Here is a 13,843-nt window from a genome sequence, read left to right as displayed (position 1 = left end):
GAGCAGTAGATGGCGCAGCCCACGCGCATCGAGAACGACCTGGTCGGAGACAAGGAGGTCCCGGCCGACGCCTACTACGGGGTGCACACCGTGCGGGCCGTGGAGAATTTCGCGATCACGGGGTCGGCCATCGCCCAGTTCCCCGATCTGATCGCCGCTCTGGCCGCGGTCAAGCAGGCTGCCGCCCAGGCCAACCGCGACCTCGGCCTGCTGCATCCCTACATCGCCGGAGCGATCATCCGCGCCTGCGAGGAGATCCGGGCCGGAGAGTTCACCGAGCAGTTCGTCGTCGACCCCGTCCAGGGCGGGGCCGGAACCTCCACGAACATGAACACCAACGAGGTCATCGCCAACCGAGCCCTGGAGATCCTGGGCCACTCTCGCGGCCGGTACGACGTGATCCACCCCCTCGACCACGTCAACCTCGGCCAGAGCACCAACGACGTCTACCCCACCGCCGTACGCCTGGCCCTGGTCACCTCACTGCGCCGGCTCGGTGACTCGCTGAGGGCGCTCGCCACGGCGTTCAGCGAGAAGGCGACGGAGTTCGGCGACGTACTGAAGATGGGCCGAACCCAACTCCAGGACGCCGTCCCCATGACGCTGGGCCAGGAATTCACCACCTACGCCGTCATGATCCAGGAGGACCGCCACCGCCTCACCGAGGCCGCCGCACTGCTGCTGGAGTCCCATCTCGGCGGCACCGCCATCGGCACAGGCATCAACGCCCACCCCCGCTACGCCGAACTCGCCTGCGCGTATCTAGCCGAGATCAGCGGCGAACCCGTCCGGCCCGCGGGCGACTTCATCGAGGCCACCCAGGACTGCGGGGCCTTCGTCCAGCTCTCCGGCGTCCTCAAGCGCGTCGCCGTGAAACTCTCCAAGACCTGCAACGACCTGCGCCTGACCTCGTCCGGCCCCACCACCGGACTCGGCGAGATCAACTTGCCGCCGGTACAGGCGGGTTCGTCGATCATGCCCGGCAAGGTCAACCCGGTGATCCCCGAAGTCGTCAACCAGGTCGCCTTCGAGGTCATCGGCAACGACCTGACCGTCACCATGGCCGCCGAAGCCGGGCAGCTCCAGCTCAACGCCTTCGAACCCGTCATCGCCTACAGCCTGTTGCGCTCCCTGACCCACCTGCGGGCCGCCTGCGACACCCTCGCCACCCGCTGCGTCCTGGGCATCACCGCCAACCGCGAACACCTTCACGACAGTGTCCACCGCTCCATCGGACTGGTCACCGCGCTCGCCCCGCACATCGGGTACGCCGCCAGCACCTCCCTCGCCCGCCAGGCCCTGGCCACCGGCCGCGCCGTCAGGGACCTCGCCGCCGAGGCCGGCTTGCTCACCGCCGACCGACTGGACGCACTCCTGCGGCCCGAAAACCTCACCGGACAGTCCGCCCGCCCCTCGACGGCGGCCATCCCCACCCGCCCCTGAGGGCCCGTGCTACGTAACTCTGTCCCCGGGAACCGGAACGCGGAATCAACTGTGCAGTCGACCGCCGTCCGTCACCGATCCCGTGGGTGTCACCTGACATCCCCGGTCGACATCAACGACGACGTACGCCAGCAGCCTCGGGCGCTCGTCGGCATCGGCTCAGACACCGCGGCATCCGACCGGTGAGAGTTTCGGTTCGAACTCCTCAAGCGGTGTTCCAGGAACGCCGGCGCCTCCCACCGGCTACCGTCGCTACGCTCGACCCGTGAGCGAAGCCGCCCGACTCATAGCGAACCACCGAGTCCACGTCGTACCCGTTGTCTTGGCTCTGGCCAATCCACCATGGCAGCGGGACGTGTGGCTTCACCCATCGGCGTTCGAAGACTTGGACCATGTCTTCCACACACTCTTCGACGACTTCTGCGACGCCGACGAGCCAGAGCGGTACCTCGGCGTCAGCCTTCGAAGTGACGAAGAGGTCGTCCTGATGAGACAGCTCGGTGCCGCGCTCAACGCCGCGGCGGCCGAGGCACCCCACGACACCGACGCAGAGTATCTCCAGGCATCCGCCTGGCCAGAGGTCGTGGCCGTCGCCGGACGCCTGGAGAACCGGCTGAGCGCGGGCGGGAGCGGGTCTGTGCGATGGCGATGGCTGCTTCCACGCCGCTTCTGGGCGGCAGGGCCCGACTCGGGTCCTCTGACGCGTGCCCCTGGCGTGCCCGTACACGCGGACAGCCACGGTCGGCAGCGGTGCGACCAGGCCGTGCGGCCGCGCCACCACAACGGTATACCCGCAGGTCAAAAGCCATGCCGACCTGTAAGCGCCGTCGCTTCCCAAGCCAAGAGCGCGAGTTCGATTCTCGTCACCCGCTCCATGATGAGGGCCCAGGTCAAGGACCTGGGCCCTTGTGCTGTCCGCTGTGATCAGTGGGCGCGTGCCAGAACCGCTGATCGTCTGGATCACCGATGTCTGCATCGAGCGGGGCCCTGGGCCCACCCGCCGGGGCACGGGCCATAGCGCCCGCGCCCTGACGCCATGCGGCGCCGGACCGGCCCGGTCTCAGCGGCGGGTGACCCACTGACCGGAAGAGAGGTCCGCGCCGGGCAGCCCCTCGGGAAGCGGTCGCCGGGCGTCTGCGGCCGCCTCACGGGACTTCGGGGTACGGCAGAGCGCCTTGACGATGTGCACGTTGATGGCGTCGTCGATCGCGCTCGGCTCGAGCGCGGTGCCGTCCTCGTTGAGGCGCTGGTACTTCATGAGGTTCCAGCCCATGGCGAGTTGGCGCTTGCCGTCGCGGCTGGACAGCGCGATCGTGCCGGCTCCGAAGACCGCTCCGTCGTGGCCCCAGAAGCGGCCGCAGCCGGGCAGGTCGAGCGTGTAGATGCCGAGGCCGTAGTCGATAGTGGTGCCGCCGGCGGTGACGCGGACCGTGCGCAGCATCTCCTCCAGGGCCGCTGGTCCGATCAGCCTGCCCGCCAGCAGGCCGCGATAGAAGCGGTTCAGGTCGTCGGTGGTCGAGACGATCGAGCCCGCGGTGGACGCCCAGGACATGTTGTAGACGCTGTAGTCACGCGGCGGGTCGATCAGGCCGTAGAACGATTCGTACATCCGGGAGTGCGGGCCCTTGATGTACGGGGTTCGCGGATAGGAGGTGGCGCGCAGCCCGGCCCGGTCTATGACGTTGCGGGTGATGTACGTCCCGGCGTCCTTGCCGGTGACCTTCTCCAGGAGCAGCCCGGCGATCACGTAGTTGGTGTTGGAGTACGACCCCGGCTGCTCGCCGGGCCGTCCCGTGGCGGGTGCTGTCAGACCGAGCCGCACCAGTTCCTCGGGCCGGATGGAACGGAAGCGTTCTTCGTCGAGGCTGGCCGTCGAGTTGTGGGTGAGGGACGGGAAGGCGCCCCCTATGTAGTCGCCGATACCGCTGGTGTGGTTGAGAAGCATCCGCACGGTCACGTCCCGGCCCCGCTCCCCCTGGATCAGGTCCGGGAGGTACTCGCCGATGGGCGCGTCGAGCCGTATTCGGCCGCGTTCCACCTGCTGGAGCACCGCGACGGCGGTGAACGTCTTGCTGATGCTGCCCACTCGGTGTCGCATGCCGGGCCTGACCGGACGTCCGGTGTCCACGTCGGCGAGCCCGGACGCGCCGGTCCACCGCTCGGACCCCTCACGGACGGACGAGTAGCTGCCGTACATGCCCGCTTCGTGGACGGCACCCAGCGTGGTGCGCAGAGCGGCACGGTCTAAGGACTCGGTCGTCGACGCGTTTTCGGTGCCGGCTGACGCAGTCGGCACCGCGGTGGCCGTCAACAGCGTGGCGCCGAGGATGATTCCGACGAATCGGGTGATGCGCAAGGCTTGTCCTTCCCTGGTCTCGGCCGAGGTCGGGGTAATCCTCATGGGCCATCAATGCGCCTTACATCCTCCCTGCGGATGATCACCGGCGAGACGGTGTCCTGACATGCCGTCACCTTTCGGGACTCGTCAAGGGCTCTCCACGGACAGGCCGGCACTGCCGAGCGGCACAAGCCGCAGTGCGAACCCGCACACGCACGGCACCGCCTCGGAGCGTGGATCCGCCGTTCCTTCACGGCTCAGCGGGCTACTCGCGCCGAATGAGCGACGCTCGGCCGGCGGCCGCCGCGGTGGGCGGGCCGCCGGACGGCTCCATCAGGGCTGGAAGGGCATCGTCCAGCAGTTGGACGCGGTCGGGTCGCCCTCCAGACGGTCGGTGAGCCAGGAGATCGCCGCTCCCTGGTCGGTGAGGAGGGGGGCGAGGTGGTTGGTGAGGATCCTGTCGCCGAGGTTGGGCAGGTCGACGGCCGCGTAGGTGACGTTGCCGCCCTTGCGGCACCAGTCCACGGCCAGCTGGCGGGCCTGGGCGTGCGGAACGATGTCGTCGTAGACGCCGGTGGCGACACGGACCGGACCGGACGGCTTGAGCGTCCCGATGCGCTGTTCGTCGAGGACGGCCTGCGCGCGGGGTTCGGCGGCGATGATGTCGGCGATGGACTTGCCACTGGTCGTCCACGCCGTGCTCCGGGTGAAGCCGTAGCCGATGACCGCTTCGCCGACGCACATGGTCGACGTGTCGGCCAGAGCCTTGCGTCCGGCGTCGTTGAGGTTCGCCTCGGTGACGCTGCGCAGGTCGGGGTAGGTCTGGGAGAAGCCGTTGATCGCCCAGCCCAGAGCGCTGACCAGGGCGCTTCCGTCGATCCCCTTCATGACCGCCGTCAGGTTGGCGGGGGGCGCGCCCGCGTATGTGCCGGCCAGCCGCACGTCGGGCGCGTAGCTGGGCTGGATTTCGGCCGCCGAGGCGCTGGCGCCGCCACCCTCGCTGTAGCCGTACAGGCCGACGCGGGAGCCGGAGGTGAGGGACGTGCCGGGGAGATTGCGCGCCGCACGGACGGCGTCCAGCACCGCGTGCGCCTCGTCCAGGCGGTTGACGTAGGTGTGCAGACGGTCGGTTGCGCCCAGACCGACGTAGTCGGTGACGACGACCGCCGCTCCGGTGGCGAGGAGACGGTAGACCGCCAGGTTGTCGTAGGCGATGGACAGGGTCTCCGCGCCGACGGTGAGCGGGTGTTGCAGGGCGAACGACGGCGCGCACTGGTCGCCCTGGCCCATGGTCCCCGAGGCCACCGCCACCAGGGGGCGGGGCCCGTCGCCCTTCCACTGCGCCGACGGCTCGATGTAGGCGCCGGTCACCGCGACGGGCGTTCCGCTCGAGTCGGTGGACTTGTACATCAGGCGGGTGGCCGTGCCCGGCAGGGGACGGCCGTCGAGGCCGGGCAGCGAGAGTCCGAGGGGGAGGGGCTCTTGCCGGATCAAGGCGCCGTTGGCGGTCGGCAGTTGGGCGGGCGGGGTGTAGAAGGCCGGGATGGTGACTCCCCGGGACACAACAGGTTCGGTGTCGGTCCCGGTGGCGGCGCCGGCGGGGGTCGCGCCGACACCGACGCAGGCGACGGCGGCGATCGCGGCGGCGGTCAGGCGGTTGAACGTGGAACGCGGACGGCTTCTGTAGCGGCTCACAGTGCACTCCTCGCGCTGCTTCGATGCAGGGTGCGCGAAAACTAGCACTGGTAGTTAAAGTTGGTAGCGCCTTGATAAGTTACGCTGCGGTAACGATTCTCCGGAGTGGGCACGCGCAGGCCCCTGCGCACAGCGGCGAGGACCCGTGCCGGAGCCTTCGGTCAGCCGCCCATGACCGCAGGTGAACGCAGCCGGACAGCGCCCAGGGGGCCTGCCGGCACAGTGGGAAGGCCTGTTGGGTCACCCCTCGCGCGTTCCGTCCTCCCACGCGGCCGGCACTCCCGCCGCCGCGGTGCCCCGGGGACCGTCTCGGAAGCCTGTGCTGACGCGGTGTGAGACCTGCCCGGCAGGGAACCCCATGCAGAGGAGGGCCTGCGCGGCCGTCGGCCGACGAAGCAGCAAGCGCAACCCCGTCTGCGGTCCGGTCTCAGCGGCCCCGGGGCGGCGCCGATCTTCCCTCCCGGAGAGAGTGTCACCACCATGGCCACGAACACCACGGTCCGCCCCCCGCCCTCGGGGACGTCCGGCAGCGACTTCGCCCGACTGTCCAGAAAGATCGCCGATGCCGGCCTGATGGGGCGCCGTCCCGGCTACTACGCACTGCGGATCACAGTCGTGACCGGGCTCTACGTCAGCGGATGGGCGGTCGTCGCACTCATCGGCGACAGTTGGTGGACCCTGGCGGTCGCCGCTTTCCTGGCGGTCGTGTTCGGCCAGGTCGCCCTGCTCGCGCATGACGCGGCCCACCGCCAGGTCTTCCGCCGACGCCGGGCCAGCGAGGTGTCCGGACGGATGGCCGGCGCCGGCATCGGAATGGGCTACGGCTGGTGGCAGGACAAGCACACCCGCCACCACGCCAACCCCAACCACGAGGAACTCGACCCCGACCTCGACCCCGACCTGCTGGTCTGGTCCCAGGACCAGGCCCGGGCCGCCAAGGGGCTCCCCCGCCTGATCGGCCGCTGGCAGGCGTTCCTGTTCTTCCCGCTCCTCACGCTGGAGGGCTTCAACCTCCACGTGTCGAGTGTGAAGGCGCTGGCCAATCGCTCACTCAAGCACCGAGGCCTCGACGGGGCGCTGCTGTTCGGACACTTCGTCGTCTATCTGAGCGTCCTGTTCTGGCTGCTGCCGCCCGGTATGGCGTTCGCGTTCCTCGCCGTCCACCAGTGCCTGTTCGGCGTCTACCTCGGCTCCCTCTTCGCGCCCAACCACAAGGGCATGCCGATCCTGAAGGGCGAGGACCGCCCGGACTTCCTGCGCCGCCAGGTCCTCACCTCGCGCAACGTCAGCGGCGGCCGGCTCACCGACATCGCTCTGGGCGGGCTGAACCACCAGATCGAGCACCACTTGTTTCCCAGCATGCCCAGCCCCAACCTGCGCAAGGCCCGGACCATCGTCCGGCGCTACTGCGAGGAGCTGGGCGTGGACTACGTGGAGACCGGGCTGATCACCTCCTACCGGCTGGCCCTCCTCAGCCTCCATCAGGCCGGAGCTCCGCTCCGGAACGCCCGGGTCCCCTCGTAGGGGCCCCTCGTAGGGGCCGGGGAACGCGGCTTTCAGGCGACCCGGTCGGCGCGGTGACGGGCTTCCCGGAGCCGGACTTCAGACGGCAGACGGTCCAGGCCCGCCGACTCCCGCGCGTGGGCGAGCGTCTCGCGGCTCAGTCGCTCCAGCATCCGTTCCGGGTCCGCGTGCGGCTCCAGCACCAGCCGCACGCGTGCGGCCGGAGCGGTACGGCGGCCCGCCAGCCGTACCGCTGCCCGCGAGACCCCGTCCAAGGCCTGCGCCTCCTCCCTGATCACGCCCTCCAGCGCGCGGCCGTCGAGAGAGGACGCCGCGCCGTCCTCGCCGTCGACGACGACCTGGCCCAGGCGGTGTCTGCGCTGTGCGAGCAGCCACCACATCAGCAGGACCAGCAGCACGGCGAGCACCGCGATGACGGTCGGCCACCACCATCCTTCGTCCCGCCACCGGAGGCGTCCCTCGGTGCCCAGCACCACGTCGTCCGGTCCGCGGAAGGGCCACCAGCCCGGCATGCCGAAGCCCCAGCGGCGCTGCAGGTCCAGCCCGCCCAGTAGCACGCCGCCGCCCAGGACGAAGAGCGCGAGGCCGAGCAGTCCCAGCAGCACCCGGTTCACCTTCGTGCGCATCGGGACCCCCTCAGTCCTTCTTCGGGCGCCTGACGCGCACGGTCAGCGTGGGGTGGCGGGCGAGGCCCAAGGACGTCACGGCTTCGCCCAGCGCGGCGTCCAGGTCCGAGCGAACCTCCTCGGGATCGCGGAAATGCGCCCACGCCCGGGCTTTGACCTTCCGGCGGCCGACCATGACCCGCGCCGACCGGACGCCGGGCACCCGCACGGCCCGGTCGCGCAGGATCAGCGCTGCCGCGCGGCGGTCCAGCCCGGCGCGGACCTCCTGCGTCCCGGAGACGCCGGTGGGCCGCCGCATGGGCAGCAGTCCGCGCCGCCCCGGCGTCACCGCCAGCAGGACGAGCCACAGGCCGAGCGCCAGCGCCACCGCGGCTCCGACGATCACCCAGACGTCATCGAGCGGACGTGTGGCCAGTTCCTCGGCGAGCCGACGCCGCCAGCGCATCGCGGACCGGCCCGCCCGAACCGAGACCACGTCGTACAGGAGCAGTCCGACGGCCGCGACGGACAGCAGGGCCACCAACGCCGCGGGGAACCGCCGCGCGGACCAGAAACGGCGCGCCGGCCGGCGCGGTGCCTCGGCCCCTGCCGTCGAGCCCGTGCCCGGGGTGCCGTCCACGGAGGGGTCCGCCTGTCCGGGGCCGGAGGAAAGGTCGCTGTCACCGGTCGGCTGCCGCCGGGTGTGCGCGCTCATCTCACCCTCTCCTGGTCCGTGTGCAGCGCGTGCACCGAGTGCAGCCGCTCGACCGACACCGCGACGTCGGAGACCTCCATGCCGGCCCAGGTCCTGAGACGTTCGGCAACCTCCCGGCGCACAGCGGCGCACTGCGCCCCGATGTCGGACGGATAGCCGAGCTCGACGGTGATACGCATCCGTACCTCGCCGACCACCGCCTGCCGCCCGGCGGCGGACTCGCCGTCCCCTCGGGCGGCAGCCCGCTCCGGTGCCCGCCGCACGGACGCGGTCACGCGTGGCACCCGGCGACCGGGTGGGACGTGACCGACCGACCCGGTGAACCGGCTCAGTGCCTCGCCCGCCACCTGGGAAGCGATCTTCTCGACGACCCGGTCGGCGACGGTGATCGCCCCGCGCTCCCGGCGGGGGATGCCAGGGCGCCGGCCGGCCTCACCGGTCACTGCCGCCAGTCTCCCCGTGCCCGTCGCCGGTCATCGCGGATCCGGTCCTGCCGGTCTCGGCGGCGGACGAAGTCGCCCGGTTGGAGGTCACCTTCCGTCAACCGCCCGACCACGAGACCGACGACGCCCAGCCCGAGCACCAGCACGAAAGCCCAGAAGCTACCGAAATAGGCGGCGAAACCCAGCGCCATTCCCGCGATCAGGCCCACCACGGCCCTGCTCATCACGCGCTCCTTCACTCAAGTGGACTGCTCCGCCCCGGCTACCGGATCCGCTGGCGCTCTTCCTCTTCGTCCTCCTCTTCGGGGAGCTTCACGTCGCTGACCATGATGTTGACTTCCACGACGTCCCGGCCCGCCATCCGTTCCACAGCGGAGATCACGCTCTCCCGCACCTCACCGGCCACGTCCGTGATGGAGACGCCGTAGTCCACGACGATCTCCAGATCGATGGCCGCCTGCTGCTCACCGACCTCGACGCTGACCCCGCGCGTGACGGACTTGCCACCACCGGCGCCGGGCACCCGCTCGCGCACGGAGCCCATCGAGCGGGCGAATCCGCTGCCCAGGGCATAGACGCCGCGCACGTCCCGCGCCGCCATTCCGGCGATCTTCTCCACCACCACGTCGGCGATCGCCGTCCGGCCGCGGGACCCGGGCGCTCCACCGTGCCTTACGCCGGCGTTCTCAGTCATCGGGATATTCCTCCCTCAACAAGCCCGGCTATCACATCTTTCCAATATATTCCTTTTAGTATGGTTTCGGGGATTGGGACAGAAAAAGAAGCGAGAGGCCAGTGAAAACTGAGACGTGGACGCAGGCGGCCCGATATCAGCTCGAGCTGGGCCGGCTGCTCCCGCTCGGTGGGTCCGAGGACGGGACATGGATCACCGAGCAAGCAGCAGTCCGGGCCCTCAGAGGGGCTGTCACCGGGATTCCCGACGCCCGGGTGGACTCTCTGCGCATCGGGGCGGCGCCGCTCGAGCCCGTGTCCGAGCCGGCCGTCCGTCCGCCGGTCGGCGCGCTACCGCCCGGCCCGCTCAGGATGGAGGCCGCCTTCACGGCCTCCCTCGGGCGACCACTGCCGCAGACGGCGGAACAGGTGCGGAGCACACTGCTCCGCGCGGCCACCGAAGGGCTCGGCCTGACCGTCGTGACGGCTGACCTGAGCGTCACGGATCTCGAGGAGGGCCCGGAGACGGTCGTCAGGCCGCCGATCGCGAAGAGGGCCATGAGGCCACAGCGGGAAGCCACAGCCGGGCGAAGCTCGCCCATGACCGGAACAGGACCCGCGCCAGGACCCGCCGGGAGGCTGGCCGGTGTCGCGGCGGCCGTTCCCGGCGTCGCCCGCCTCACCGCGGTGCTGGGAGGCCGCCCGATCAAGGTGAGGCACGAGGGCGACCCGCCCAGCCGCCACATCGAGGTCCAGATCGCGGTCGCCCCCGGACACCATCCGCTGGAAGTCGCCCGCGCCGTCCGGGCCGCCGTGGCGGAGGCAGCCGCCTCCGACACCCCCGGCCCGGTCACCGCCGCCGTTCTCATCACAGAAACCGCGCTTCGGCCGGCCGGATGACATCGGCTGCCCGATGAGGAGTTGTTCGGCGTGAATGCACACGGAGCGCGACGGGCTGGATCGCGCAACCCGGTCCGCGGGCCTACGTCAGGGCCCGCCCCGGTCCGCGGGCGTACGTCGGGACCCGCCCCGGTCCGCGATCGCATGACGCGACAGCTTTCCCTCATGGTGACCGTCCGCGGATCGACGTTCATCGCAGAGGATCTCAAGCTGACAAGGGGCCGGCGGAAGGAACCACGGTCGTGAGTGGTGGGCAGAGTGGGCTTCCCCGGTTGCTGACAGCGGCGGAGACGGCAGCGCCGGTGGACGCCGCCGACGTGGTCGCGGAGGACCTGCGGCAGCGCTTCGAGGCGGCGAGGGTCTCGTTCCTCATCGTGGATCTGACGGGAAAGGCCGTGGCGCGGCTGTCGACCGCCCCTGCGACGGGTGGCCGGGAGGCGGAACGGATCCCGATGTTCGGCAGCGTCTACGAAGAGGTGATCCGCACCCAGCGGCTGTATCAGGAGGCGACGGGCCAGGGGCATCGGGTGATCATGCCGGTGACGAACCGGGGGGACGCGATCGGGCTGCTGGAACTGCTCCTGCCGGCCGATCCCGGCGAGGACGTCCTCGACGCGGTCGGGGAGGCCGCCCACGTCCTGGCCTACATCGTGATCGCCAACGGGCGCTTCACCGATCTCTACACCTGGGGAAAGCGCTCCAGGCCTCCCACCCTGGCGGCAGAGATCCAGTACCAGCTCCTGCCCCCCTCACTGTCCTGCGAGGCCGCGCAGTTCACCCTGTGCGGGAGCCTGGAGCCCTCCGAGAACCTCAGCGGCGACACGTTCGACTACACCCTGGACCGCGACACCCTGCATGTGTCGGTGACCGACCCCATGGGCCACGACCTCGACGCCGCCCTGGCCGCCACGGTCCTGGTGAGCGCCCTGCGCGGCGCCCGCCGCGCGGGAGCCGGTCTCCTGGAGCAGGCCCGTCTGGCGGACCGGGCCCTGGCCGATCACGGCCACGGTCACGCCACCGGGCAGTTGCTGCGCATCCATCTGCGCACGGGGCAGGCCCAGTTCGTCAACGCCGGTCACCCCTGGCCGCTCCGCATGCGCCAGGGGGATGTGGAAGTGGTCCCCTGCGAGGTGGACCATCCCTTCGGGCTGTCCGTGTTCGCGCCCCACCCCTACCGCGTCCAGGACCTCGATCTGCGCCCCGGTGACCGTCTGCTGATGTTCACCGACGGCATGGTCGAACGTCATGGCGGCAAGGTCGACCTCGCCGCCCTGGTGAAGCACACCCGGGACCTGCACCCGCGGGAGGCCGCGCTGGCCCTGACGTCGGAGGTCCGGGACGCCGCCGGTGGCCGGCTCGAGGACGACGCCACCGTCATGTGTCTGGACTGGCACGGCCCCCACGAGACCCAGCGGCACGTCAACTCCGGGGCGGACACCCGGCAGGCCTCGGCCGTCCGCGAGAAGCGGCAGCCGTGACCAGGTGCTCCCCTTGGGCGGTGCCGGAGGATGCCTGCCGCCCGGGCACTGGGTCAGGACCCTGGGGAGGGAAGCCGAGGGGGCGCGGCCTCAGCGCGGTCATGGGTGTCTTTCCGCTCGGCGGGGAGCACGACGGGATGCTGCGAGCCGAGTGCTCCGCCGGGCCCGCCTTGCGCGGGTACCACCCCGGCGTCCGCCGCTCGGGCCGGTGCCGGCCCTGTGCTGGTCCTCCGCCGTCCCACGCGTCGGCGGAGGTGAGGCAGAAGGGTGTAGAAGCGGTCGGGAAGGAACACCGCGTCCGCGACGATCATCGCCCCGGAGAACAGAGGCAGGCCCATGAGCACGGCGATGCCGATGTGCATGCCCAGCAGCATGGTGAGGACGGGGTACTTGAGTCTGCCGAACAGCACGAACGGGAAGGCCACCTGGAGGAGCACGGTCAGGTAACCGGCGACGGCGATCAGGAGCGTGTGCTCGTCGACGAAGTGCGAGAGCACCGGCCAGGGCCGGAACAGCTCGAGGTTCAGGGCGTAATGGAGCGCGGTGCCGCTGCCCCAGGTACCGCCCTGGACCTTGTACAGGCCGGCTGATCCGTAGAGAAGACAGACCTGCGCCGCGATGAGGAACATGCCGCAGTTGTGCACCGCCGTGACCAAGGTGGTCCGGCTGTCGCGGAGTTGCCGTGCGAGGGGCTTTCCCGGCGGTTGCGGCGCGCTGTCGGCAGGGGCCGGCTTCCTCCTGTTTCTGCGCGCGTCGAGAGACCAGCGCCGGCCGGAGGCGGTGAGGACGAGATAGAGGGCCATCAGCAGGATCAGGTTGTCGCCCCCGTCCGTCATGAAGATCGCGCGAGCGTGGAACGAGGTCACCACGACGGCGAAGAGGACGGACATGATGCGGGTACGCCAGCCCAGCATGAACAGCGCGGACGTGACGAGGGCCAGCGCGTAGCAGAGCTCGAAGTAGGCCCGGCTGCCGGACAGGGCCAGGACGCTGACCCAGCCCGTCTGTTCGAAGAGCTCCTGGGCCAGGGCGGGTGTCCACGGAGATCCGGGGCCCCAGATCTCGTCCCGGTGCGGGAACTCGCGCAGGAGGAAGACCAGGTAGAGCAGCCCGTAGCCGATGCGCAGCACCGACGCGGCGTAGAGGGACACCGGACGCCCGGTCAGGAGGTCCCACACCGCGTGCATCCGGTCGCCGAGCCACCGGTCGGCGCGGGCAAGCCCCGTCCTCTGCGTCTCATTTCGCATGGCGGGTCACCTTCCACCAGGGCAGAAGCCGGTTCTCGGAGGGCTTCGGCGGGCGATCACCGACCGCCGGTCCGGGCGCGGCGACGGGCCGCGTGACGACACGGAGCTGGACGAAGTCGAAAGTGCCGCCTCCATGGGCGGCGAGACGGTCCGCGGCGATGTTGGCCAGGTACTTCCGCATCATCACGGCGCGTTCCGTGCGCACGCTGTCATCTCCTCCGTGCGAGTCGGCATAGCCGGACCAGGCACGGCGCAGCATGTTCTGCGCCGTGTGGCTAGGGAACGCCTGGTGTTCGACCGCGGAGCCGTCCACGGCGGTCAGGTCGAACCAGGGACTCACCCGGACCGAACCATCGGAATCGGTGTGGGCGGTTCTGGCCAGGATCTGCCGGTTGACGGACTCCGGATCCGGCGCGAAAAGCCGCCAATTCTGCTCGAAGAAGGGGAACACCCACCCATTGATCTGCGAGCCGTAACGCTTGGAGACGGTGTTGGCCGGTGCCACATGGAGGAACACCAGAAGCACATGGACGACACTCGCCGCCAGGCACGAGACCACTACGGCGCAAAGGCCCGCTTTCAGTAGACGGGCACCTCTCGGCACCTTGGGTGGAGCCGCCGTGGCGTCAGGACGGTCCTGAACAACCGGACCGGATTCGGAATGCCGGATTTCCTTGACGTCCGCTGCGTCAATTCCGCTCGACATCGCCTACCTGCCTTTCTCGCATCGGCCGCTCACGCCGAGGCGGCGTGCGGCGGACTCGAAGAGATTCCGCCGCACGC

The 13,843-nt window shown here is 70.3% G+C and carries 13 protein-coding genes; 4 read left to right on the top strand and 9 right to left on the bottom strand.

The window, feature by feature from the left end; all coding sequences use genetic code 11:
* Positions 1–9 precede the first annotated feature (9 nt).
* Entirely contained in the window at positions 10–1,443 is a 1,434-nt protein-coding gene (locus tag ACFY9E_RS14595; RefSeq protein ID WP_390983085.1) for an aspartate ammonia-lyase, read from the top strand.
* A gap of 1,060 nt (positions 1,444–2,503) precedes the next feature.
* Here ACFY9E_RS14595 and ACFY9E_RS14590 read toward each other — a convergent pair.
* Together ACFY9E_RS14590 and ACFY9E_RS14585 are read right to left on the bottom strand one after the other, a co-directional pair.
* Positions 2,504–3,799 carry a serine hydrolase gene (locus ACFY9E_RS14590; RefSeq protein ID WP_390983083.1) on the bottom strand — a complete coding sequence of 432 codons (1,296 nt, stop codon included), beginning with the start codon at positions 3,797–3,799 and terminating at the stop codon, positions 2,504–2,506.
* Between the two features lie 315 nt (positions 3,800–4,114).
* Positions 4,115–5,476: a lipase family protein gene (locus tag ACFY9E_RS14585; protein ID WP_390983080.1), complete on the bottom strand. Its 1,362-nt coding sequence runs from the start codon at positions 5,474–5,476 to the stop codon at positions 4,115–4,117.
* Between the two features lie 480 nt (positions 5,477–5,956).
* Here ACFY9E_RS14585 and ACFY9E_RS14580 point away from each other — a divergent pair, with 480 nt between their 5' ends.
* Positions 5,957–7,000, top strand: coding sequence for a fatty acid desaturase (locus tag ACFY9E_RS14580; protein WP_390983077.1), 1,044 nt, complete (start codon positions 5,957–5,959; stop codon positions 6,998–7,000).
* A 32-nt stretch (positions 7,001–7,032) separates the two neighbouring features.
* Here the strand turns inward: ACFY9E_RS14580 and amaP are convergent, their stop codons facing one another.
* The 5 genes from amaP to ACFY9E_RS14555 are packed head-to-tail and all read right to left on the bottom strand — an operon-like array spanning position 7,033 to position 9,457.
* Positions 7,033–7,626: an alkaline shock response membrane anchor protein AmaP gene (gene amaP, locus ACFY9E_RS14575; protein WP_390983074.1), complete on the bottom strand. Its 594-nt coding sequence runs from the start codon at positions 7,624–7,626 to the stop codon at positions 7,033–7,035.
* Positions 7,627–7,636: 10 nt separating this feature from the next.
* Positions 7,637–8,320, bottom strand: coding sequence for a DUF6286 domain-containing protein (locus ACFY9E_RS14570; protein WP_390983071.1), 684 nt, complete (start codon positions 8,318–8,320; stop codon positions 7,637–7,639).
* Positions 8,317–8,763 (bottom strand): Asp23/Gls24 family envelope stress response protein, encoded by a 447-nt coding sequence (locus ACFY9E_RS14565; RefSeq protein WP_390983069.1) that lies wholly within the window; start codon positions 8,761–8,763, stop codon positions 8,317–8,319. The genes ACFY9E_RS14570 and ACFY9E_RS14565 overlap by 4 nt, the downstream gene beginning before the upstream one ends.
* Positions 8,760–8,987, bottom strand: a complete 228-nt coding sequence (locus tag ACFY9E_RS14560) for a hypothetical protein (protein ID WP_390983067.1) — start codon at positions 8,985–8,987, stop codon at positions 8,760–8,762. Before ACFY9E_RS14560 ends, ACFY9E_RS14565 begins: the two co-directional genes overlap by 4 nt.
* 38 nt (positions 8,988–9,025) lie before the next feature.
* Positions 9,026–9,457 carry an Asp23/Gls24 family envelope stress response protein gene (locus ACFY9E_RS14555; RefSeq protein ID WP_390983065.1) on the bottom strand — a complete coding sequence of 144 codons (432 nt, stop codon included), beginning with the start codon at positions 9,455–9,457 and terminating at the stop codon, positions 9,026–9,028.
* A gap of 101 nt (positions 9,458–9,558) precedes the next feature.
* Here ACFY9E_RS14555 and ACFY9E_RS14550 point away from each other — a divergent pair, with 101 nt between their 5' ends.
* Positions 9,559–10,335, top strand: a complete 777-nt coding sequence (locus ACFY9E_RS14550; protein WP_390983063.1) for a hypothetical protein — start codon at positions 9,559–9,561, stop codon at positions 10,333–10,335.
* A 242-nt stretch (positions 10,336–10,577) separates the two neighbouring features.
* Complete coding sequence (locus tag ACFY9E_RS14545) at positions 10,578–11,813, top strand: SpoIIE family protein phosphatase (protein ID WP_390983061.1); 1,236 nt, start codon at positions 10,578–10,580, stop codon at positions 11,811–11,813.
* A 53-nt stretch (positions 11,814–11,866) separates the two neighbouring features.
* Here the strand turns inward: ACFY9E_RS14545 and ACFY9E_RS14540 are convergent, their stop codons facing one another.
* Complete coding sequence (locus ACFY9E_RS14540) at positions 11,867–13,060, bottom strand: HTTM domain-containing protein (RefSeq protein ID WP_390983059.1); 1,194 nt, start codon at positions 13,058–13,060, stop codon at positions 11,867–11,869.
* The gene (locus tag ACFY9E_RS14535; RefSeq protein WP_390983057.1) at positions 13,050–13,766 is read right to left on the bottom strand and encodes a DUF5819 family protein; all 717 of its coding nucleotides are present in this window, start codon (positions 13,764–13,766) and stop codon (positions 13,050–13,052) included. Before ACFY9E_RS14535 ends, ACFY9E_RS14540 begins: the two co-directional genes overlap by 11 nt.
* Positions 13,767–13,843 lie beyond the last annotated feature (77 nt).

This window comes from Streptomyces sp. NPDC012466 (genome assembly GCF_042955215.1).
Taxonomy (GTDB): domain Bacteria; phylum Actinomycetota; class Actinomycetes; order Streptomycetales; family Streptomycetaceae; genus Streptomyces.
The sequence above is the reverse complement of the archived record's forward strand: the minus strand, read 5'-3'. Positions and strand labels throughout refer to the sequence as shown.

Excerpts from the sequence above, each read along its gene's own strand:
- ACFY9E_RS14560 (WP_390983067.1), bottom strand. The coding sequence starts at position 8,987 with ATGAGCAGGGCCGTGGTGGGCCTGATCGCGGGAATGGCGCTGGGTTTC.
- ACFY9E_RS14540 (WP_390983059.1), bottom strand. The coding sequence starts at position 13,060 with ATGCGAAATGAGACGCAGAGGACGGGGCTTGCCCGCGCCGACCGGTGG.
- ACFY9E_RS14570 (WP_390983071.1), bottom strand. The coding sequence starts at position 8,320 with ATGAGCGCGCACACCCGGCGGCAGCCGACCGGTGACAGCGACCTTTCC.
- ACFY9E_RS14535 (WP_390983057.1), bottom strand. The coding sequence starts at position 13,766 with ATGTCGAGCGGAATTGACGCAGCGGACGTCAAGGAAATCCGGCATTCC.
- ACFY9E_RS14580 (WP_390983077.1), top strand. The coding sequence starts at position 5,957 with ATGGCCACGAACACCACGGTCCGCCCCCCGCCCTCGGGGACGTCCGGC.
- amaP (WP_390983074.1), bottom strand. The coding sequence starts at position 7,626 with ATGCGCACGAAGGTGAACCGGGTGCTGCTGGGACTGCTCGGCCTCGCG.
- ACFY9E_RS14595 (WP_390983085.1), top strand. The coding sequence starts at position 10 with ATGGCGCAGCCCACGCGCATCGAGAACGACCTGGTCGGAGACAAGGAG.
- ACFY9E_RS14555 (WP_390983065.1), bottom strand. The coding sequence starts at position 9,457 with ATGACTGAGAACGCCGGCGTAAGGCACGGTGGAGCGCCCGGGTCCCGC.